16 protein-coding genes are annotated in these 20867 nt (G+C 71.6%); 14 read left to right on the top strand and 2 right to left on the bottom strand.

Annotation, left to right across the window (positions count from 1 at the left end):
- The 12 genes from L3078_RS08445 to L3078_RS08390 all read left to right on the top strand — a co-directional run bounded on the left by L3078_RS08445 (position 1) and on the right by L3078_RS08390 (position 15048).
- A complete protein-coding gene (locus L3078_RS08445) occupies positions 1–1287 on the top strand; it encodes a dihydroorotase (protein ID WP_239752420.1) in 1287 nt (428 codons plus the stop codon).
- The gene (locus L3078_RS08440; RefSeq protein WP_239752419.1) at positions 1284–1850 is read left to right on the top strand and encodes a PH-like domain-containing protein; all 567 of its coding nucleotides are present in this window, start codon (positions 1284–1286) and stop codon (positions 1848–1850) included. The genes L3078_RS08445 and L3078_RS08440 overlap by 4 nt, the downstream gene beginning before the upstream one ends.
- Positions 1847–2989 (top strand): glutamine-hydrolyzing carbamoyl-phosphate synthase small subunit, encoded by a 1143-nt coding sequence (carA, locus tag L3078_RS08435; RefSeq protein ID WP_239752417.1) that lies wholly within the window; start codon positions 1847–1849, stop codon positions 2987–2989. Before L3078_RS08440 ends, carA begins: the two co-directional genes overlap by 4 nt.
- Positions 2982–6290: a carbamoyl-phosphate synthase large subunit gene (gene carB, locus L3078_RS08430; RefSeq protein WP_239752416.1), complete on the top strand. Its 3309-nt coding sequence runs from the start codon at positions 2982–2984 to the stop codon at positions 6288–6290. The genes carA and carB overlap by 8 nt, the downstream gene beginning before the upstream one ends.
- Before the next feature lie 55 nt (positions 6291–6345).
- Positions 6346–7452: a quinone-dependent dihydroorotate dehydrogenase gene (locus L3078_RS08425; RefSeq protein WP_239752415.1), complete on the top strand. Its 1107-nt coding sequence runs from the start codon at positions 6346–6348 to the stop codon at positions 7450–7452.
- Complete coding sequence (pyrF, locus tag L3078_RS08420) at positions 7449–8309, top strand: orotidine-5'-phosphate decarboxylase (RefSeq protein WP_239752414.1); 861 nt, start codon at positions 7449–7451, stop codon at positions 8307–8309. The genes L3078_RS08425 and pyrF overlap by 4 nt, the downstream gene beginning before the upstream one ends.
- 254 nt (positions 8310–8563) lie before the next feature.
- The gene (locus tag L3078_RS08415) at positions 8564–8887 is read left to right on the top strand and encodes an integration host factor (RefSeq protein WP_003977346.1); all 324 of its coding nucleotides are present in this window, start codon (positions 8564–8566) and stop codon (positions 8885–8887) included.
- A 60-nt stretch (positions 8888–8947) separates the two neighbouring features.
- On the top strand, positions 8948–9541 hold the full coding sequence (gmk, locus tag L3078_RS08410; protein WP_220650020.1) for a guanylate kinase: 594 nt from the start codon (positions 8948–8950) through the stop codon (positions 9539–9541).
- Positions 9542–9605: 64 nt separating this feature from the next.
- Entirely contained in the window at positions 9606–9875 is a 270-nt protein-coding gene (gene rpoZ, locus L3078_RS08405) for a DNA-directed RNA polymerase subunit omega (RefSeq protein WP_005485492.1), read from the top strand.
- Positions 9876–10020: 145 nt separating this feature from the next.
- A complete protein-coding gene (gene coaBC / locus L3078_RS08400; RefSeq protein ID WP_239752413.1) occupies positions 10021–11223 on the top strand; it encodes a bifunctional phosphopantothenoylcysteine decarboxylase/phosphopantothenate--cysteine ligase CoaBC in 1203 nt (400 codons plus the stop codon).
- A gap of 240 nt (positions 11224–11463) precedes the next feature.
- Complete coding sequence (gene metK / locus L3078_RS08395) at positions 11464–12672, top strand: methionine adenosyltransferase (protein ID WP_215450995.1); 1209 nt, start codon at positions 11464–11466, stop codon at positions 12670–12672.
- Positions 12673–12855: 183 nt separating this feature from the next.
- On the top strand, positions 12856–15048 hold the full coding sequence (locus tag L3078_RS08390) for a primosomal protein N' (RefSeq protein WP_239752412.1): 2193 nt from the start codon (positions 12856–12858) through the stop codon (positions 15046–15048).
- Positions 15049–15162: 114 nt separating this feature from the next.
- On the opposite strand, the gene L3078_RS08385 is transcribed toward L3078_RS08390, so the two are convergent.
- Positions 15163–15732 carry a hypothetical protein gene (locus L3078_RS08385; RefSeq protein ID WP_239752411.1) on the bottom strand — a complete coding sequence of 190 codons (570 nt, stop codon included), beginning with the start codon at positions 15730–15732 and terminating at the stop codon, positions 15163–15165.
- Positions 15733–16092: 360 nt separating this feature from the next.
- On the opposite strand from L3078_RS08385, the gene fmt reads away from it, so the two are divergent.
- Positions 16093–17025 (top strand): methionyl-tRNA formyltransferase, encoded by a 933-nt coding sequence (fmt, locus tag L3078_RS08380; RefSeq protein ID WP_239752410.1) that lies wholly within the window; start codon positions 16093–16095, stop codon positions 17023–17025.
- A gap of 90 nt (positions 17026–17115) precedes the next feature.
- Positions 17116–18543 (top strand): RsmB/NOP family class I SAM-dependent RNA methyltransferase, encoded by a 1428-nt coding sequence (locus tag L3078_RS08375; RefSeq protein ID WP_239752409.1) that lies wholly within the window; start codon positions 17116–17118, stop codon positions 18541–18543.
- 12 nt (positions 18544–18555) lie between these two features.
- On the opposite strand, the gene L3078_RS08370 is transcribed toward L3078_RS08375, so the two are convergent.
- On the bottom strand, positions 18556–20712 hold the full coding sequence (locus L3078_RS08370; protein WP_239752408.1) for an MMPL family transporter: 2157 nt from the start codon (positions 20710–20712) through the stop codon (positions 18556–18558).
- Positions 20713–20867: the final 155 nt, after the last annotated feature.

Raw genomic sequence — 20867 nt, 5'->3', positions numbered from 1 at the left:
ATGAGCAAGATCCTGATCCGTGGTGCGAAGGTGCTGGGCGGCGAGCCGCAGGACGTGCTGATCGACGGCGAGATCATCGCCGAGGTGGGCACCGGACTGTCGGACGAGGGCGCGGTGGTCGTCGAGGCCGAGGGCAAGGTACTGCTGCCGGGCCTCGTCGACCTGCACACCCACCTCCGCGAGCCCGGCCGTGAGGACTCCGAGACCGTGCTGACCGGCACGCGCGCGGCGGCCTCCGGCGGCTACACGGCCGTCTTCGCCATGGCCAACACCTTCCCGGTCGCCGACACCGCCGGTGTGGTCGAGCAGGTCTACCGGCTCGGCCAGGAGCACGGCTACTGCGACGTGCAGCCCATCGGTGCCGTCACCGTCGGCCTGGAGGGCAAGAAGCTCGCCGAGCTGGGCGCCATGCACGAGTCGGCCGCCGGCGTCACCGTCTTCTCCGACGACGGCAAGTGCGTCGACGACGCGGTGATCATGCGCCGGGCCCTGGAGTACGTCAAGGCCTTCGGCGGCGTCGTCGCCCAGCACGCGCAGGAGCCCCGCCTCACCGAGGGCGCCCAGATGAACGAGGGCATCGTCTCCGCCGAGCTGGGCCTCGGCGGCTGGCCGGCGGTGGCCGAAGAATCGATCATCGCCCGGGACGTCCTGCTCGCCGAGCACGTCGGCTCCCGCGTCCACATCTGCCACCTCTCGACCGCGGGCTCGGTGGAGATCGTCCGCTGGGCCAAGTCCCGCGGCATCGACGTCACCGCCGAGGTCACCCCGCACCACCTCCTCCTCACCGACGAGCTGGTGCGCTCCTACAACCCGGTCTACAAGGTCAACCCGCCGCTGCGCACCGAGCGCGACGTGCTGGCCCTGCGCGAGGCGCTCGCCGACGGCACCATCGACATCGTCGCCACCGACCACGCCCCGCACCCGCACGAGGACAAGGACTGCGAGTGGGCCGCCGCCGCCATGGGCATGGTCGGCCTGGAGACCGCGCTGTCGGTGGTCCAGGAGACGATGGTCAGCACCGGTCTGCTCGACTGGGCGGGTGTCGCGGACCGCATGTCGGTCAAGCCCGCGAAGATCGGACAGGCGTCCGGTCATGGACGTCCCGTCTCGGCAGGTGAGCCCGCCAACCTCACCCTCGTCGACACGGCATACCGTGGGTCGGTGGATCCCGCGGGCTTCGCCTCGCGCAGCCGCAACACCCCCTACGAGGGCCGCGAGCTGCCGGGCCGTGTCACGCACACGTGGCTGCGGGGCAAGGCCACGCTCGTCGACGGGAAGCTCACGTGACACCTGTAATTCTGCTGGCCGCCGAGAAGGAATCGGCCGAGGTCACCGACTGGGCCGCGCGCATCGGCTGGGTCGTCGGACTCGCCCTGTTCGTCGCGCTCGTCTACTGGCTGATGCGCGAGGGCTGGAAGTGGCGCGGGACGCTCCAGGGCGATCTGCCCGAGCTGCCCACCGCGCCGGACGAGCCGGGCGAGGCCAGACTGAACATGAGCGGCCGCTACCACGGCTCCACCACCGCCGGGCAGTGGCTCGACCGCATCGTGGCGCACGGCCTGGGCACCCGCAGCCGGGTCGAGCTGACCCTGACGGACGCGGGCCTGGACGTCGTACGCCCCGGAGCGACGGACTTCTTCGTCCCGGCCGAGGCCCTGCGCGAAGCCCGGCTCGACAAGGGCATCGCCGGCAAGGTGCTCACCGAGGGCGGCCTGCTGATCGTCACCTGGGAGCACGGCGGCAAGCCGCTCGACTCCGGGTTCCGCTCCGACCGCGCGGCCGAGCACAACGAGTGGGTCGAGACCCTGAACCAGATGATCAACAAGACGGAAACGGAAGGCGCACGATGACGACCTCCACCCGGGGAGCCACCAGGGTTCCCGCCGTACTCGTCCTGGAGGACGGCCGGATCTTCCGCGGCCGTGCCTACGGGGCCGTGGGGGTGACCTTCGGCGAGGCCGTGTTCTCCACCGGGATGACCGGCTACCAGGAGACCCTCACCGACCCGTCGTACCACCGCCAGGTCGTCGTCATGACCGCCCCGCACGTCGGCAACACCGGCGTCAACGACGAGGACCCCGAGTCCAAGAAGATCTGGGTCTCCGGATACGTCGTCCGCGACCCCGCGCGCGTGCCCTCCAACTGGCGCTCCCGACGCTCCCTGGACGACGAGCTGCGCGCCCAGGGCGTCGTCGGCATCTCCGGCATCGACACCCGCGCCCTCACCCGCCACCTCCGGGAGCGCGGCGCCATGCGCGTCGGCATCTTCTCCGGCAACGCGCTGCCCGACGAGGGCGTCATGCTCACCGAGGTCCGCGAGGCCCCCGAGATGAAGGGCGCGAACCTCTCCGCCGAGGTCGCCACCAAGGAGACGTACGTCGTCCCCGCCATCGGCACGAAGAAGTTCACCGTCGCCGCCGTCGACCTCGGCATCAAGGGCATGACCCCGCACCGGATGGCCGAACGCGGCATCGAGGTGCACGTCCTGCCCGCCACGGCGACCGCCGAGGACGTCTACGCCGTGAACCCCGACGGCGTGTTCTTCTCCAACGGCCCCGGCGACCCGGCCACCGCCGACCACCCCGTCTCCGTCATGCGGGCGGTCCTGGAGCGCGGCACCCCGCTCTTCGGTATCTGCTTCGGCAACCAGATCCTCGGCCGCGCGCTCGGCTTCGGCACCTACAAGCTGAAGTACGGCCACCGGGGCATCAACCAGCCGGTGCAGGACCGTACGACCGGCAAGGTCGAGGTCACCGCGCACAACCACGGCTTCGCCGTCGACGCCCCGCTCGACGAGGTCTCCGACACCCCCTACGGCCGCGCCGAGGTCTCCCACGTCTGCCTCAACGACGACGTGGTGGAGGGGCTCCAGCTCCTCGACCGGCCGGCGTTCAGCGTCCAGTACCACCCCGAAGCGGCAGCGGGCCCGCACGACGCCGCCTACCTGTTCGACCGCTTCGTATCCCTGATGGAGGGCCAGCGTGCCTAAGCGCACCGATATCCAGTCCGTCCTGGTCATCGGCTCCGGCCCGATCGTCATCGGCCAGGCCGCCGAGTTCGACTACTCCGGCACCCAGGCGTGTCGCGTGCTCAAGGCCGAGGGCCTGCGCGTGATCCTCGTCAACTCCAACCCGGCGACGATCATGACCGACCCGGAGATCGCCGACGCCACCTACGTCGAGCCGATCACCCCCGAGTTCGTCGAGAAGATCATCGCCAAGGAGCGCCCGGACGCCCTCCTGCCCACCCTCGGCGGTCAGACGGCCCTCAACACGGCCATCTCGCTGCACGAGGCCGGGACGCTGGAGAAGTACGGCGTCGAGCTGATCGGCGCCAACGTCGAGGCCATCAACAAGGGCGAGGACCGCGACCTCTTCAAGGAGGTCGTCGAGGCCGTCCGCGCCAAGATCGGGCACGGCGAGTCCGCCCGCTCGGTCATCTGCCACTCCATGGACGACGTGCTCGGCGGCGTCGAGACGCTCGGCGGCTACCCCGTCGTCGTCCGCCCCTCCTTCACCATGGGCGGCGCCGGCTCCGGCTTCGCCCACGACGAGGAGGAACTGCGCCGCATCGCCGGCCAGGGCCTGACGCTCTCTCCCACCACCGAGGTGCTCCTGGAGGAGTCCATCCTCGGCTGGAAGGAGTACGAGCTGGAGCTGATGCGCGACAAGAACGACAACGTCGTGGTCGTCTGCTCCATCGAGAACTTCGACCCCATGGGCGTGCACACGGGTGACTCGATCACGGTCGCGCCCGCGATGACCCTCACCGACCGCGAGTACCAGGTGCTCCGAGACGTCGGCATCGCGATCATCCGCGAGGTCGGCGTCGACACCGGCGGCTGCAACATCCAGTTCGCGGTGAACCCCGAGGACGGCCGGGTCATCGTCATCGAGATGAACCCGCGCGTGTCGCGGTCCTCGGCGCTCGCCTCCAAGGCGACCGGCTTCCCGATCGCCAAGATCGCCGCCAAGCTGGCCGTCGGCTACACGCTCGACGAGATCCCGAACGACATCACCGAGCAGACCCCGGCCTCCTTCGAGCCGACGCTCGACTACGTGGTCGTCAAGGCCCCCCGATTCGCCTTCGAGAAGTTCCCGTCCGCCGACTCATCCCTGACCACCACCATGAAGTCGGTCGGCGAGGCCATGGCGATCGGCCGCAACTTCACCGAGGCGCTGCAGAAGGCGCTGCGGTCGCTGGAGAAGAAGGGCAGCCAGTTCACCTTCGTCGGCGAGCCCGGCGACAGGGCCACGCTCCTCGAAGAGGCCGTCCGGCCCACCGACGGGCGCATCAACACCGTCATGCAGGCCATCCGCGCGGGCGCCACGCCCGAGGAGGTCTTCGAGTTCACCAAGATCGATCCGTGGTTCGTCGACCAGCTCTTCCTGATCAAGGAGATCGCCGACGAACTGGCCGCCGCCGAGAAGCTCGACCCCGAGCTGCTCGCCGAGGCCAAGCGGCACGGCTTCTCCGACCAGCAGATCGGCGAGATCCGGGACCTGCGCGAGGACGTCGTGCGCGAGGTCCGCCACGCGCTGGGCGTGCGCCCGGTCTACAAGACGGTCGACACCTGCGCCGCCGAGTTCGCCGCGCGGACGCCGTACTTCTACTCCTCCTACGACGAGGAGTCGGAGGTCGCCCCGCGCGAGAAGCCGGCCGTGATCATCCTCGGCTCGGGTCCGAACCGCATCGGCCAGGGCATCGAGTTCGACTACTCCTGCGTCCACGCCTCCTTCGCGCTGAGCGACGCGGGCTACGAGACCGTGATGGTCAACTGCAACCCGGAGACCGTCTCCACGGACTACGACACCTCCGACCGCCTGTACTTCGAGCCGCTGACGCTGGAAGACGTGCTGGAGATCGTGCACGCCGAGTCGCAGGCCGGCCCGATCGCGGGCGTCGTCGTCCAGCTCGGCGGCCAGACCCCGCTGGGCCTGTCGCAGGCGCTCAAGGACAACGGCGTGCCCGTGGTCGGCACCTCCCCGGAGGCCATCCACGCCGCCGAGGACCGCGGCGCCTTCGGACGCGTCCTCGCCGAGGCCGGCCTCCCCGCGCCCAAGCACGGCACCGCGACCACCTTCGCGGGCGCCAAGGCCATCGCCGACGAGATCGGCTACCCGGTCCTCGTCCGCCCGTCCTACGTGCTCGGCGGACGCGGCATGGAGATCGTCTACGACGAGACCCGCCTGGAGGCGTACATCGCCGAGTCGACCGAGATCAGCCCCTCCCGGCCGGTCCTCGTCGACCGCTTCCTCGACGACGCGATCGAGATCGACGTCGACGCCCTGTACGACGGCCACGAGCTCTACCTCGGCGGCGTCATGGAGCACATCGAGGAGGCCGGCATCCACTCCGGCGACTCGGCGTGCGCCCTGCCCCCGATCACCCTCGGCGGCTTCGACATCAAGCGCCTGCGCGCCTCCACCGAGGCCATCGCCAAGGGCGTCGGCGTGCGCGGTCTGATCAACATCCAGTTCGCGATGGCCGGGGACATCCTCTACGTCCTCGAAGCCAACCCGCGCGCCTCCCGCACGGTCCCCTTCACCTCGAAGGCGACCGCGGTGCCGCTGGCCAAGGCCGCCGCCCGCATCTCGCTCGGCGCGACCATCGCCGAACTGCGGACGGAGGGGCTGCTGCCGGCCAACGGGGACGGCGGTGAGCTGCCACTCGACGCGCCGATCTCCGTCAAGGAGGCCGTCATGCCGTGGTCGCGCTTCCGTGACATCCACGGGCGCGGCGTCGACACCATCCTCGGCCCGGAGATGCGCTCCACCGGCGAAGTCATGGGCATCGACTCCGTCTTCGGCACGGCGTACGCCAAGTCGCAGGCCGGCGCCTACGGGCCGCTGCCGACCAAGGGCCGCGCGTTCATCTCGGTCGCCAACCGCGACAAGCGTTCGATGATCTTCCCGGCACGCGAACTGGTCGCGCACGGCTTCGAACTGCTCGCGACCTCCGGCACCGCCGAGGTCCTCAAGCGCAACGGCATCAACGCCACCGTCGTGCGCAAGCAGTCCGAGGGCACCGGCCCGAACGGCGAGAAGACGATCGTCCAGCTCATCCACGACGGCGAGGTCGACCTCATCGTCAACACCCCGTACGGCACCGGTGGCCGCCTCGACGGCTACGACATCCGTACCGCCGCCGTGGCCCGCTCCGTGCCGTGCCTGACGACCGTGCAGGCCCTCGCGGCAGCCGTCCAGGGCATCGACGCGCTCAACCACGGCGACGTGGGCGTGCGCTCGCTCCAGGAACACGCCGAACACCTGACCGCGGCCCGCGACTAGCAGCCGAAGAGGGGGACACCGGAAACGGTGTCCCCCTCTTCATGAGGACACCACCATGTACAAGCTCTTCTTCCGTCTGGTCTTCAAGCGGATGGACCCGGAGGAGGCCCACCACCTGGCCTTCCGCTGGATCCGCCTCGCCGTCCGTGTCCCCGTGCTGCGGACCTTCCTGGCGGCGGCCCTCGCGCCCCGCTACGAGGAACTGCGCACGGAGGCCTTCGGACTGCGGATGCACGGCCCCTTCGGACTCGCCGCCGGCTTCGACAAGAACGCGATCGCGATCGACGGGATGTCGATGCTCGGCTTCGACCACGTCGAGATCGGCACGGTGACGGGCGAGGGCCAGCCCGGCAACCCCAAGCAGCGGCTGTTCCGCCTGGTCGCCGACCGCGCCCTGATCAACCGCATGGGCTTCAACAACGAGGGCTCGCTCGCCGTCGCCGCCCGCCTGGCCTCCCGCACGCCCGTCTTCAAAACCGTCGTCGGCGTCAACATCGGCAAGACCAAGGTCGTCCCCGAGGACGAGGCCGCCGCGGACTACGTGAAGTCCACCGAGCGTCTCGCCCCGTACGCCGACTACCTCGTCGTCAACGTCTCCTCGCCCAACACGCCCGGCCTGCGCAACCTCCAGGCCACCGAGGCGCTGCGGCCACTGCTGACCGCCGTCCGCGAGGCCGCCGACCGCACGGTCCGCACCCGCCGCGTGCCGCTGCTGGTGAAGATCGCGCCCGACCTCGCCGACGAGGACGTCGACGCCGTCGCCGACCTCGCCGTGGAGCTGGGACTGGACGGGATCATCGCCACGAACACCACCATCGCGCGCGACGGACTCGGTCTGAAGTCCGAACCCTCCCTCGTGAAGGAGACGGGCGGTCTCTCCGGCGCCCCGGTCAAGGACCGCTCCCTCGCCGTCCTGCGCCGCCTCTACGCGCGCGTGGGCGACCGGATCACCCTGGTGGGCGTCGGCGGCATCGAGAACGCCGAGGACGCCTGGCAGCGCATCCTGGCGGGCGCCACCCTGATCCAGGGCTACAGCGCCTTCATCTACGAGGGCCCCTTCTGGTCGCGCGCCCTGCACAAGGGCCTCGCGGCCTGCCTGCGCACGAGCCCCTACGCCACCCTCGCCGACGCGGTCGGCGCCGATGTGAGGAAGACGGTATGACCGAGCCCTTCGGCGCCCGCCTGCGCCGAGCCATGGACGAACGCGGGCCGCTCTGCGTCGGCATCGACCCGCACGCCTCCCTGCTCGCCGACTGGGGCCTGAACGACGACGTCGCGGGCCTGGAGCGGTTCAGCCGCACGGTCGTCGAGGCGCTGGCCGACCGGGTGGCCGTCCTGAAGCCGCAGAGCGCGTTCTTCGAGCGCTTCGGGTCGCGCGGCATCGCCGTCCTGGAGAAGTCCGTGGCCGAGGCGCGGGCGGCCGGCGCGCTGGTCGTCATGGACGCCAAGCGCGGCGACATCGGCTCCACCATGGCCGCCTACGCCGAGACCTTCCTGCACAAGGACGCGCCGCTCTTCTCGGACGCGCTGACGGTCTCGCCCTACCTGGGCTACGGCTCGCTGAAGCCCGCCGTGGAGCTGGCCCGCGAGAACGGGGCCGGACTGTTCGTGCTGGCGCTCACCTCCAACCCGGAGGGCGGCGAGGTGCAGCACGCGGTCCGCACCGACGACCCCGACGGCCGGAACGTCGGCGCGACCATGCTGGCGCACCTGGCGGCCGAGAACGCGGGGGAGGAGCCCCTGGGGTCCTTCGGCGCCGTCGTCGGCGCCACGCTGGGTGACCTCTCGTCGTACGACCTGAACATCAACGGACCTCTCCTCGCGCCGGGGATCGGCGCCCAGGGGGCCACTCCGGCCGATCTTCCGGCGGTCTTCGGCGCCGCCGTGCGCCATGTGGTGCCGAACGTCAGTCGAGGTGTCCTTCGTCACGGTGGCGACGTCGTCGCGCTGCGTGACGCCTCGGATCGTTTCGCGGACGAGATCCGCACCGCGACGACGGCCGCCCGAGACCTCCGATGAGTGGCCGAGGGTCGGTTCCCGGCCGCCTTGAGTCTGAATACATTCTCAAATCCGGGGCGATATGAGGCTTATGTCCGACTCCATGGAGGCTGACCAGGACTTTTCCGCTGTTCTCGCTGACTCTGGCGGAGTTGGCCGCTAGTCTCCGAGCAGGGTGAACGGGCGAGCGTGTTGCTCGTAGCACCCCAGGTGTGGGGCGACTAGGTTCCTCACCGGTCCGTATCCGACAGTTCGACATCCGAGGTGACGTAGGCGTGGCTCTTCCGCCCCTTACCCCTGAACAGCGCGCAGCCGCGCTCGAAAAGGCCGCCGCGGCTCGCCGGGAGCGGGCCGAGGTCAAGAATCGACTCAAGCACTCCGGCGCCTCCCTGCACGAGGTCATCAAGCAGGGCCAGGAGAACGACGTCATCGGCAAGATGAAGGTCTCCGCCCTGCTCGAGTCCCTGCCGGGCGTGGGCAAGGTCCGCGCCAAGCAGATCATGGAGCGACTCGGCATCTCCGAGAGCCGTCGTGTACGCGGCCTCGGTTCCAACCAGATCGCTTCCCTGGAGCGTGAGTTCGGCAGCACCGGTTCCTGATCCCGCCCCCTGGCGGGAAGGGAGTCCCGGGCACTCCGGGATTGCTGGAATAATCGCTGCATGGCTGCAACATTCCGGGGGACGACCCCCGAGCCCCCGGACGTACGTCCGCGGCTGACCGTGCTCTCCGGCCCCTCAGGGGTCGGCAAGAGCACGGTCGTCGCCCATATGCGCAAGGCGCACCCCGAGGTCTGGCTGTCGGTGTCGGCGACGACCCGCAAGCCACGCCCCGGCGAGCAGCACGGAGTCCACTACTTCTTCGTCACCGACGACGAGATGGACAAGCTGATCGCCAACGGCGAGCTGCTGGAGTGGGCCGAGTTCGCCGGCAACCGCTACGGCACCCCCCGGGCCGCCGTGCTCGAACGCCTGGAGCGGGGCGAGCCGGTCCTGCTGGAGATCGACCTCCAGGGCGCACGGCAGGTCCGCGAGACCATGCCGGACGCCCAGCTGGTCTTCCTGGCGCCTCCCTCCTGGGAGGAACTGGTGCGCAGGCTCACCGGCCGGGGCACCGAGCCGCCCGAGGTGATCGAACGCCGCCTGGAGGCGGCCAAGATCGAGCTGGCGGCCGAGCCGGAGTTCGACGTGACCCTGGTCAACACCTCCGTCGAGGACGTGGCCCGCGAGCTGCTAGCCTTGATGGATGTTGTGTGATCACGGGCTCTGTCCGTTTTCTGTGATCACGACCGATCTTTTCCCATCCATCGGAAGGTAGAGCGTGTCCTCTTCCATCTCCGCGCCCGAGGGCATCATCAACCCGCCGATCGACGAGCTCCTCGAGGCCACCGACTCGAAGTACAGCCTCGTGATCTACGCGGCCAAGCGTGCCCGCCAGATCAACGCGTACTACTCGCAGCTCGGCGAGGGCCTCCTCGAGTACGTCGGTCCCCTCGTCGACACCCACGTCCACGAGAAGCCGCTCTCGATCGCCCTGCGCGAGATCAACGCGGGTCTGCTGACGTCCGAGGCCGTCGAGGGCCCCGCGTAAGTCATATCGGCAGATCGCAGTAGGTTTATCCACAGGCCCGGCAGGGGGCACCTCCCAGCGTTAGCTGGGGGAGCAACTGTCGGGCCTGTGGTGTGTCATTGAGGCGTCACACAGAGGCGTACACATCCGAGTGCGGGGAGGCCCGGTGGGCAAGCCGAAGGTCGTTCTGGGGGTCAGCGGTGGCATCGCCGCCTACAAGGCGTGCGAGCTGCTGCGCCGGCTGACCGAGTCCGGTCATGACGTACGGGTCGTGCCGACCGACTCCGCGCTGCACTTCGTGGGCGCCGCCACGTGGTCCGCGCTCTCCGGCAACCCGGTCTCCACCGAGGTCTGGGAGAGCGTCCACGAGGTGCCGCACGTGCGCATCGGGCAGGAGGCCGAGCTGGTCGTCGTCGCCCCGGCCACCGCCGACATGCTGGCCAAGGCCGCCCACGGCCTGGCCGACGACCTCCTCACCAACACCCTGCTCACCGCCCGCTGTCCGGTCGTCTTCGCCCCCGCCATGCACACCGAGATGTGGGAACACCCGGCCACCCAGGAGAACGTGGCGACGCTCCGCCGCCGGGGCGCCCTCGTCATCGACCCCGCCGTGGGCAGGCTGACCGGCGTCGACACCGGCAAGGGCCGGCTGCCGGACCCCGCCGAGATCTTCGAGGTCTGCCGCCGGGTGCTGGCCCGCGGCGTCACCGAGCCCGACCTCGTCGGCCGGCACGTCGTGGTGACCGCCGGCGGCACCCGGGAGCCCCTCGACCCCGTCCGCTTCCTCGGCAACCGCTCCTCCGGCAAACAGGGGTACGCCCTCGCCCGTACGGCAGCCGCGCGAGGCGCCCGGGTCACACTCATCGAGGGCAACACCGGGCTGCCGGACCCCGCCGGCGTGGACGTCGTCCGGATCGGTACGGCGGTCCAGCTGCGCGAGGCGGTACTCAAGGCGGCGCCGGAGGCGGACGTGGTGGTGATGGCGGCCGCCGTGGCGGACTTCCGCCCGGAGAACTACGCCACCGGCAAGATCAAGAAGAAGGACGGCCAGGAACCCGAGCCCATCGTCCTGGTACGTAATCCGGACATCCTCGCGGAGATCTCGGCGGACCGCCCGCGCCCCGGCCAGGTGATCGTCGGCTTCGCCGCCGAGACCGACGACGTCCTCGCCAACGGCCGCGCCAAACTGGCCCGCAAGGGGTGCGACCTGCTGGTGGTGAACGAGGTGGGGGAGCGCAAGACCTTCGGCTCCGAGGAGAACGAGGCCGTGGTGCTGGGAGCCGACGGAAGCGAGACACCTGTGCCGTACGGCCCCAAGGAAGCCCTGGCCGAAACGGTGTGGGACCTGGTGGCCGACAGACTCGGGTGACGGTGGTATTCACGTCAGGGCCCACTCGAACCACGCACATTCGGGCGTGGCGACCCTGGCGGACAGCGACGACCATTGGGCAGAATGCACGTGCCGCAGGTCACAGGGCTCCCGAGAGGCGAGACAGGTGGGCCGGTGGCCGAGCCCGACCGATAAACTGTTCTCGGACGACGCCGGGCGCAGCCCCCGAGCACGTCCGCCAATGATCAGCCAGCAGCCGCTGCAACCCCAGGGAGCGTTGTGTCCCGTCGTCTGTTCACCTCGGAGTCCGTGACCGAGGGTCACCCCGACAAGATCGCTGACCAGATCAGCGATGCCATTCTCGATGCGCTCCTGCGCGAGGACCCCACGTCCCGCGTCGCCGTGGAGACGCTCATCACGACCGGCCTCGTGCATGTGGCCGGAGAGGTCACGACCAAGGCGTACGCGCCGATCGCCCAGCTGGTGCGCGACACCATCCTGAACATCGGCTACGACTCGTCGAAGAAGGGCTTCGACGGCGCCTCCTGCGGTGTGTCGGTGTCGATCGGCGCGCAGTCCCCGGACATCGCGCAGGGTGTGGACACGGCCTACGAGTCGCGGGTCGAGGGCGACGAGGACGAGCTGGACAAGCAGGGTGCGGGCGACCAGGGCCTGATGTTCGGTTACGCGTCGGACGAGACGCCGACGCTGATGCCGCTGCCGATCTTCCTGGCGCACCGCCTGTCGAAGCGCCTGTCCGAGGTCCGCAAGAACGGCACCATCCCCTACCTCCGTCCCGACGGCAAGACCCAGGTCACCATCGAGTACGACGGTGACAAGGCGGTCCGCCTGGACACGGTCGTCGTCTCCTCGCAGCACGCCAGCGACATCGACCTGGAGTCCCTCCTCGCCCCGGACATCCGCGAGTTCGTGGTGGAGCCCGAGCTGAAGGCCCTGCTGGACGACGGCATCAAGCTGGACACCGAGGGCTACCGCCTGCTGGTCAACCCGACCGGCCGCTTCGAGATCGGCGGCCCGATGGGCGACGCCGGCCTGACCGGCCGCAAGATCATCATCGACACGTACGGCGGCATGGCCCGCCACGGCGGCGGCGCCTTCTCGGGCAAGGACCCGTCCAAGGTCGACCGCTCGGCGGCGTACGCGATGCGCTGGGTCGCCAAGAACGTCGTCGCGGCCGGCCTCGCCTCGCGCTGCGAGGTGCAGGTGGCGTACGCGATCGGCAAGGCCGAGCCCGTCGGTCTCTTCGTGGAGACCTTCGGCACCGCCAAGGTCGACACCGACCGGATCGAGAAGGCCATCGACGAGGTCTTCGACCTCCGTCCGGCCGCCATCATCCGTGACCTCGACCTGCTGCGCCCGATCTACGGCCAGACCGCCGCGTACGGTCACTTCGGCCGCGAGCTGCCCGAGTTCACCTGGGAGCGCACGGACCGCGTCGAGGAACTGCGCAAGGCCGCGGGCCTCTGAGCCCTCCTGACCCACTGCCTCTTCCGCTCCACGGCGAGGCCCGGCACCCCTTCGGGGGTGCCGGGCCTCGCCGCGTTCCCCGACCCTCGCGGCCGCCGGACTGCCGGGTGCGCACCCCGCGCCCGCCGCGCACCGGGGTCTCGGGCGGCGTCGGCTGTCAGTGGGGTTTGGGAGGATGGGGGTGTGAGCAGCGAGGACGGTACGAGGGGCGGGGGCGCGGCGGGGGGCGGGGAGCCGGAGCAGTTGGCGCTCGTCCGGGAGGCGGTGCGCAAGGCCAAGGTGCCGCGGGCGAAGCCTCGGACCTGGCGGGGGGCGGCGCTGGCCAAGGAGTTGCCGGTCGCCCGGGTGCTGGTCGACAAGGGGGTGCTGCATCTCGACCGGTACTTCGACTACGCGGTGCCGGAGGAACTGGACGCGGACGCCCAGCCGGGGGTGCGGGTGCGGGTGCGGTTCGGCGCCGGGGGGCGCAACGTCCGCGAAGGGCGGCGCGAGGGCGGCTCGCTGATCGACGGGTTTCTCGTCGAACGGGTCGCCGAGTCGGACTACAGCGGGCCGCTGGCCGCGCTCGCCCAGGTCGTCTCCCCCGAACCGGTGCTGGGGCCCGAGCTGTTGGGGCTGGCGAGGGCCGTGGCCGACCGGTACGCGGGGAGCCTCGCCGATGTGCTGCAGCTGGCCGTTCCCCCTCGGCACGCTCGCGCGGAGGCCGTGCCGATGGGCGAGCCGGCCGCCCCGCCCGCCGCGCCCGAGCCGGGATCGTGGCTGCGGTACGGGCGGGGGGAGGGGTTCCTGCGGGCGCTGGCCGGCGGGGGTGCGCCCCGGGCCGTGTGGACCGCGTTGCCGGGGCCGGAGTGGGCCGAGGAGATCGCGCGGGCCGTGCAGGCGACGCTGGCGTCGGGGCGAGGCGCGCTCGTGGTCGTACCGGCCGGGCGGCCCGCGGCTCGGGTCGACGAGGCGCTCGGGCAGTTGCTGGGGGAGGGGCGGCACGCGCTGCTGACCGCCGACGCCGGGCAGGAGAGGCGCTACCGGGAGTGGCTGGCCGTGCGCCGGGGGGCCGTACGGGCGGTGGTGGGGACCCGGGCGGCCATGTTCGCGCCGGTGCGGGATCTCGGGCTGGTCGTCGTCTGGGACGACGGGGACGCCAGTCACAGCGACGACAACGCCCCCTTTCCCCATGTGCGCGAGGTGCTGGAGCTGCGGGCCACCCGGGACAAGTGCGGCTTCCTGCTGGGGAGTTGGAGCTGCACGGTCGAGGCCGCCCAACTCGTCGAGAGCGGCTGGGCGGCGCCGATCGTGGCCGGGCGGGAGCAGGTGCGGGCCGCCGCGCCGCTGGTGCGGACCGTGGGGGACGCGGACCTCGCGCGGGACGAGGCGGCTCGGGCGGCTCGGTTGCCGAGCCTCGCCTGGCAGGTCGCGCGGGATGGCTTGCGGGACGGGCCCGTGCTGGTGCAGGTGCCCCGGCGGGGGTATGTGCCGCGGATGGCCTGCGCGCGGTGCCGGGAGCCGGCTCGGTGCCGGCACTGCGCGGGGCCGCTGGCGGCGCAGGACGGTGCGGGGGCCCTGCTGTGCGGATGGTGCGGGCGTGAGGAGAGCGGCTGGCACTGCCCCGAGTGCGGGAGCAACCGGCTGCGGGCACAGGTCGTGGGGGCGCGGCGGACCGCCGAGGAACTGGGACGGGCGTTTCCCGCCGTGCCCGTACGGACCTCCGGCCGGGAGCAGGTGCTCGACACCGTGCCCGGGACGCCCGCGCTGGTCGTGAGCACGCCCGGGGCCGAGCCGGTCGCCGAGGGCGGGTACGCGGCGGCCCTGCTGCTCGACGGCTGGGCCATGCTGGGGCGGCCCGATCTGCGGGCCGGGGAGGACGCGCTGCGGCGCTGGATCGGCGCGGCCGCGCTCGTACGGAACCAGGGGGCCGGCGGCACGGTCGTCGTGGTCGCCGAGCCGATGCTACGGCCCGTGCAGGCGCTCGTGCGGTGGGACCCGGTGGGGCACGCGGTGCGGGAACTCGCCGAACGGGCCGAGCTGGGCTTTCCGCCGGTGTCGCGGATGGCCGCCGTGTCCGGACCGGTCCAGGCCGTGGCCGAGTTCCTGGCGGCGGTCGAACTGCCGCCGGACGCCGAGGTGTTGGGGCCTGTGCCGGTGGCCGGGCCCGCGGTCCCCGGGTCGGGTGCGGGTCCTGCGGCCGGTGGGGCACGAGCGCGGCGGGCCGGCGGGCCGACGACGGCGGAGCACTGGGAGCGTGCGCTGATCCGGGTGCCGCCGGGGAGCGGGGCGGCCCTGGCCGGTGCGCTGAAGAGCGCGCAGGCGGCGCGGATGGCACGCGGGGTGACTGAAGGGGCGCGCGTGCGGATCCGGGTGGATCCGTTGGACATCGGGTGAGCGGGCGCGGGGTGGGAGGCTTCGGCATGGGTCTGCCTCCCGCAACGGGTCTGCCTCGCCTCCCGGCATGGGACTGCCTCCCGGTCGGACACCGGGAGGCAGGGGTGCGGGTGGTCAGCCGTTGCGCGGGCCGGGGAAGGCCGTGGGTCTCACGTCGTCGCGGAGGGTGGGGCTGCCCGACGTCGGCTGGGTCGGCATGTGCGCGGGGACCGGGGCGGGCAGGGGCGCGGGCATCGAGCGGGCCGCCGGGACGGTGGGGATGCCGGAGCCGACGTTGACGGTGCGGGTGCCCTGGGGTTCCCCCGTGCGTTCCGCTTCCGCGGCGGCCTGGGCGGCGGCACGGCGGGCGCCGTAACGGCGGTGAACGGCCTGCTTGGTGACGCCGAGGGCCGAGCCCACCGCGTCCCATGAGAAACCGAGCGAGCGGTCGAAGTCCACGGCTGCCGTGACCAGGGTCTCGACACTGTCCCGCAGCTCCTGGGCGAGGCGGACGGTCGGGGCGGGGGCGCGTCCGTAGACGACGAAGCCCGTGGAGGGGCCGGAGCGGCGCGGGCGGTAGACGTTGCCCAACTGGGCGGTGAGGGTGCGCAGTGCGTCCACCTGCCGGCGGACCCGCTCGATGTCCCGCACCAGCAAGTGCAGGCTGGCCCGAGCCTGGGCGTCGTGGGTTGCGTGGTCGGCCATGAACAAGCCTCTCGAACCGGCGTTGAAAAAGGGGAGGTGCCGCGATTGCGGCGCGTATCGGTCAACTCTTTCTTGACCAACGCGAATTCGCTCCGCTGGTAACGGGGTGGGGGCGTGGGGGCATATGCGTGGGGCGCGTGGGTGGGGGTGCGCCCCCGCTGGGGCTGGGGTCCGGCCTGTTTTTCCCACCCGCGCACCGCCCGTTGCTCCTTCGTCGAGAAGTACGGGTCTCCCGTGGGGGTTCCTCGCCGTCGGCGGCCGCGGGCCGTCGGGGTGGTGGGGGTGGAACATAGACTGGGGTGTTGTCCCCGTTGCCGCGTGGGGCGTACGAACTTTTGTCCGAGAGGCCGTCAGACATTCATGAAGCTTGTCTTCGCCGGTACCCCAGAGGTCGCTGTTCCCGCGTTGGACGCGTTGATCGCGTCGGGGAGGCATGAGGTGGCCGCGGTCGTGACGCGGCCGGACGCGCCGGCGGGGCGGGGGCGGCGGCTGGTCGCCAGCCCGGTGGCGCAGCGGGCCGAGGAGGCCGGCATCGAGGTGCTGAAGCCGCACCGGCCTCGGGACGAGGATTTCCTTGCGCGGCTGAGGGAGATCGCGCCCGACTGCTGCCCGGTCGTCGCCTACGGCGCCCTGCTGCCCCGGGTCGCCCTCGACGTGCCCGTCCACGGCTGGGTCAACCTGCACTTCTCCCTGCTGCCCGCCTGGCGGGGCGCCGCCCCCGTCCAGCACTCGATCATGGCCGGGGACGAGATCACGGGGGCGTCCACCTTCCTGATCGAGGAGGGGCTCGACTCCGGACCGGTGTACGGGACGGTCACCGAGGAGATCCGGCCGACCGACACGAGCGGGGATCTGCTGACCCGCCTCGCCTTCGCCGGCTCCGGGCTGCTCGCCGCGACGATGGACGGGATCGAGGACGGGACCCTGAAGGCCGTGCCCCAGCCCGCCGACGGGATCACCCTCGCGCCGAAGATCACCGTCGAGGACGCCCGGATCGACTGGGCCACACCCGCGCTGCGTGTCGACCGGGTCGTGCGCGGCTGCACGCCCGCGCCGGGCGCGTGGACGACCTTCCGCGGCGAGCGGCTGAAGCTCGTCCAGGTCGTGCCGGTGCCCGAGCGGACGGAACTCGCCCCGGGCGCACTCGAAGTCGGCAAGAACCACGTGTACGTCGGGACCGGGTCGTACGCCGTGGAACTGCTCTGGGTGCAGGCGCAGGGCAAGAAGCCGATGCGTGCCGCCGACTGGGCACGCGGCGTCCGCATCGACTCCGGCGAGTCGGTCGGAGACTGACCGGTCGCGGGGGGGGGGGCCGACACGGCCCCCGCCCCCGCGGCGTACCCTGGGCCTGGTATCTCGTCCCGTATCCGGAGCACCTTTTTCGTGAGTGAGCAGTCCCGTCCGCGTAAGCCGGGCAAGCCGTACCGTCGTCCCCAGAAGGACCCCGTCCGTATGCTCGCCTTCGAGGCGCTCCGGGCCGTGGACGAACGGGACGCGTACGCGAACCTCGTTCTGCCGCCGCTGCTGCGCCGGGCACGGGAGAAGGAGGGGCCCGAGAAGTTCGACGGGCGGGACGCGGCGCTGGCGACCGAGCTGGTGTACGGGACGCTGCGACGGCAGGGGACGTACGACGCGGTCATCGCGCAGTGCGTGGACCGGCCGTTGCGCGAGGTCGACCCGCCGGTGCTCGATGTGCTGAGCCTCGGTGCGCACCAGCTGCTGGGCACCCGGATCCCGACGCACGCCGCCGTGTCCGCCTCCGTCGATCTCGCGCGCGTCGTGCTCGGCGACGGGCGGGCCAAGTTCGTGAACGCCGTGCTGCGCAAGATCGCACAGCACGACCTCGACGGCTGGCTGGAGCGCGTCGCGCCGCCCTACGAGGACGACCCGGAGGACCATCTCGCGGTCGTGCACTCGCATCCCCGCTGGGTCGTCTCCGCGCTGTGGGACTCCCTCGGCGGCGGGCGGGCCGGGATCGAGGATCTGTTGGAGGCCGACAACGAGCGGCCCGAGGTCACCCTCGTCGCCCGGCCCGGACGGTCGACCGCCGAGGAACTGCTCCGGGAGGAGTCCGCGGTGGCGGGGCGCTGGTCCCCGTACGCCGTGCGGCTGTCCGAAGGCGGGGAGCCCGGTGCCGTGGACGCCGTACGGGAGGGCCGGGCCGGTGTGCAGGACGAGGGCAGCCAGCTCGTGGCGCTCGCCCTCGCCAACGCCCCGTTGGAGGGTCCCGACAAGGCCTGGCTCGACGGGTGTGCCGGGCCCGGCGGCAAGGCCGCGCTGCTCGCCGCCCTCGCCGCCGAGCGCGGCGCCGTGCTGCTCGCCTCCGAGAAGCAGCCGCACCGGGCCGGGCTGGTCGCCAGGGCACTGGACGGCAATCCGGGGCCGTACCAGGTGATCGCCGCCGACGGGACCCGGCCGCCCTGGCGGCCGGGCGCGTTCGACCGGGTGCTGATGGACGTGCCCTGTACGGGGCTGGGGGCCCTGCGGCGGCGCCCCGAGGCCCGTTGGCGGCGGCGGCCCGAGGACCTGGACGGGTTCGCCCCGCTCCAGCGGGCGCTGCTGCGGACCGCGCTGGAGTCCGTACGCGTCGGCGGGGTCGTCGGCTACGCGACCTGCTCGCCGCACCTGGCCGAGACCCGCGCGGTCGTCGACGACATGCTCAAGCAGTACGGCGACGCGGTCGACCTGATCGACGCGCGGCCCCTCCTGGAGGGCGTACCGGCGCTGGGCGACGGGCCCGACGTCCAGCTGTGGCCGCATCTGCACGGGACGGACGCCATGTATCTGGCCCTCATCCGCCGGGTCGCGTGACGCTCCGGCCCCTCAGCCGTCCGGTCCCGCTGTGCTGCCCGCCGGTTGTTTCGGTGGCGGTGGGGGTGTGCCGCCGCCGTCCTCCCGGGCCAGTCGGTGGGGCCACCACACCTTCGGGCCGACGTCCAGGAACAGGGCCGTGACCAGCACGGATCGCACGATGAAGGTGTCCAGGAGGACGCCCAGGGCGACCGCGAAGCCGATCTCGGCGAAGGCCACCATGGGGAGCGTGCCGAGGGCGGCGAAGGTGCCGGCGAGGACCAGGCCGGCCGAGGTGATCACCGCGCCGGTCGTCGCCAGGCCCGTCACCACGGCCTTGCGGGTGCCCTGGCGGGCGGCCTCCTCGCGGATACGGGTGGTCAGGAAGATGTTGTAGTCGATGCCCAGGGCGACCAGGAACACGAAGACGAACAGGGGGAAGTCGGTCGACTCGCCCGCGTAGTCGAAGAGGTGTCTGAACGCGAGCGCGCTGATGCCCAGCGCGGCGGCGAAGGACAGGATCACCGTTCCGATCAGCAGGAGCGGCGCGATCAGCGCGCGGAGCAGGGCGCAGAGGATCAGCAGGACCACGACCAGCACCAGCGGGATGATCAGGATGTTGTCGTGGGTCGTCGCCTCGTCCATGTCCAGCAGGGCCGCTGTACCGCCGCCCACCTGGGCGTCGGCGTCCGGGACCGCGTGCACGGCGTCCCGGACCCGCTCGACGGTGTCCTTCGCGGCCTCGCTGTCGGCCGGGTCGGACATGGTCGCCTCGAAGAGGACCTTGCCGTCGTTCGCGGGTTTCGTGCCGGGCGGCAGGCCGAGCGAGTCCGCGACGACGCCTTCGGTGTCGGCGACCACGCGGCCCACCTCGCGGGCCTGCGCCTGGTTGCTGATGATCACCAGGGGATCGCCGCTGCCCGCGGGGAAGTAGCGTGCGGAGACCTCCTGGCCGACGATCGAGTCGGGTTTGCCGGTGAAGGCGTCCGCATTGCTGATGCCTTCCGCGCGCAGCTGGATCAGGCCCAGCGAGCACAGCGCGAGGGCGGCCGCCGTCGCCACCCAGACCGTCCGGGGGCGGCGGGAGAAACGATGGCCCATGCGGGCCCACACACCCCGCTCGGTGGGGTCGGCGCTGCCCAGGTGCGGGATCACCGGCCAGAAGATCCAGCGGCCGAAGATCACCAGCAGGGCCGGGAACAGCGTCATCATCGCGAGCAGCGCGACCGCCACACCGATGGCCGCCACCGGGCCCAGACCGCTCGTGGAGTTCATCTCGGCCGCCAGCAGCACCAGCATGCTCAGCACCACCGTCGCGCCGGACGCCAGCACAGCCGGGCCCGCCCGGTGCAGGGCGAGGGCCATCGCCTCGTGGCGGTCCTCGTGACGGCGCAACTCCTCGCGGTAGCGGGCCACGAGCAACAGGGCGTAGTCGGTGCCCGCGCCGAACACCAGGACGGTGAGGATGCCCGCGCTCTGGCCGTTCACCGTCAGGCCGGCGTGTTCCGCGAGCAGATAGATCAGTGCCTGGGCCGTGAACAGAGCCGCGATGACCGCGAGGAGCGGCACCAGGATCAGGGTCGGACTGCGGTAGGTGAGCAGGAGCATCACGATGACGACGGCCATCGCCGACAGCAGCAGCGTGGAGTCGATGCCCTCGAAGGCTTCCGAGAAGTCGGCGGACGTACCGCCCGGACCCGTGATGTGCACGGCGAGCCCGTCGCCGCCCTCACCCACGTCGTCCCGGATCGAGTCCACCGCGGGCGCGATCCGCTCCCAGCCCTTCTCGTCCATCGTGATCGGCACATAGACCTGGGCGGCCCTCGGGTCGGTCGCGCGGTCGTAGACGGGGCCCCGGGTCTGGTCACCGATGATCTTGTGAGCGGTCAGCTGCTTGAGCTCCCGTACGTCCGCCTCGATCGTCGCCCGGTCCTCGGCGGTCAGGCCGCTCTCCCGGGCGTAGACGACCACGGCCGGGATCTGCTCGGGCCGGAAGCCCTCGGAGATCTCCAGGACCTGCGTGGACTCCGCCGAGCCCGGCAGCCACGAGGCGGCGTCGTTGTCCTGCGCGTCCGTGAGCTTCGTGGCGAACGGCGCCACCACGAACAGCACCACCAGCCACAGCCCCAGCACGATCCACTTGGCCCGCCGCCCGCAGACGAGATGCCCGATGCCGCGCTTCCCTGTCATACCGACCTCCACGACCGCGCCCCGTGAGGGGCGCGGGACTGTGACATCTGCGGCTCCGCCGCGTGGGCGCGCTCAGCCGAAGACGGCCCGCAGCCGGAGAACAACGGTCCCCAGGACGGACCGATGCCCGCAACCCCTGGAGGGCATGGCAGTCT

Origin of the sequence: Streptomyces deccanensis (genome assembly GCF_022385335.1) — a bacterium.
GTDB lineage: Bacteria > Actinomycetota > Actinomycetes > Streptomycetales > Streptomycetaceae > Streptomyces > Streptomyces deccanensis.
This window is presented reverse-complemented; position numbering and strand designations above follow the sequence as displayed.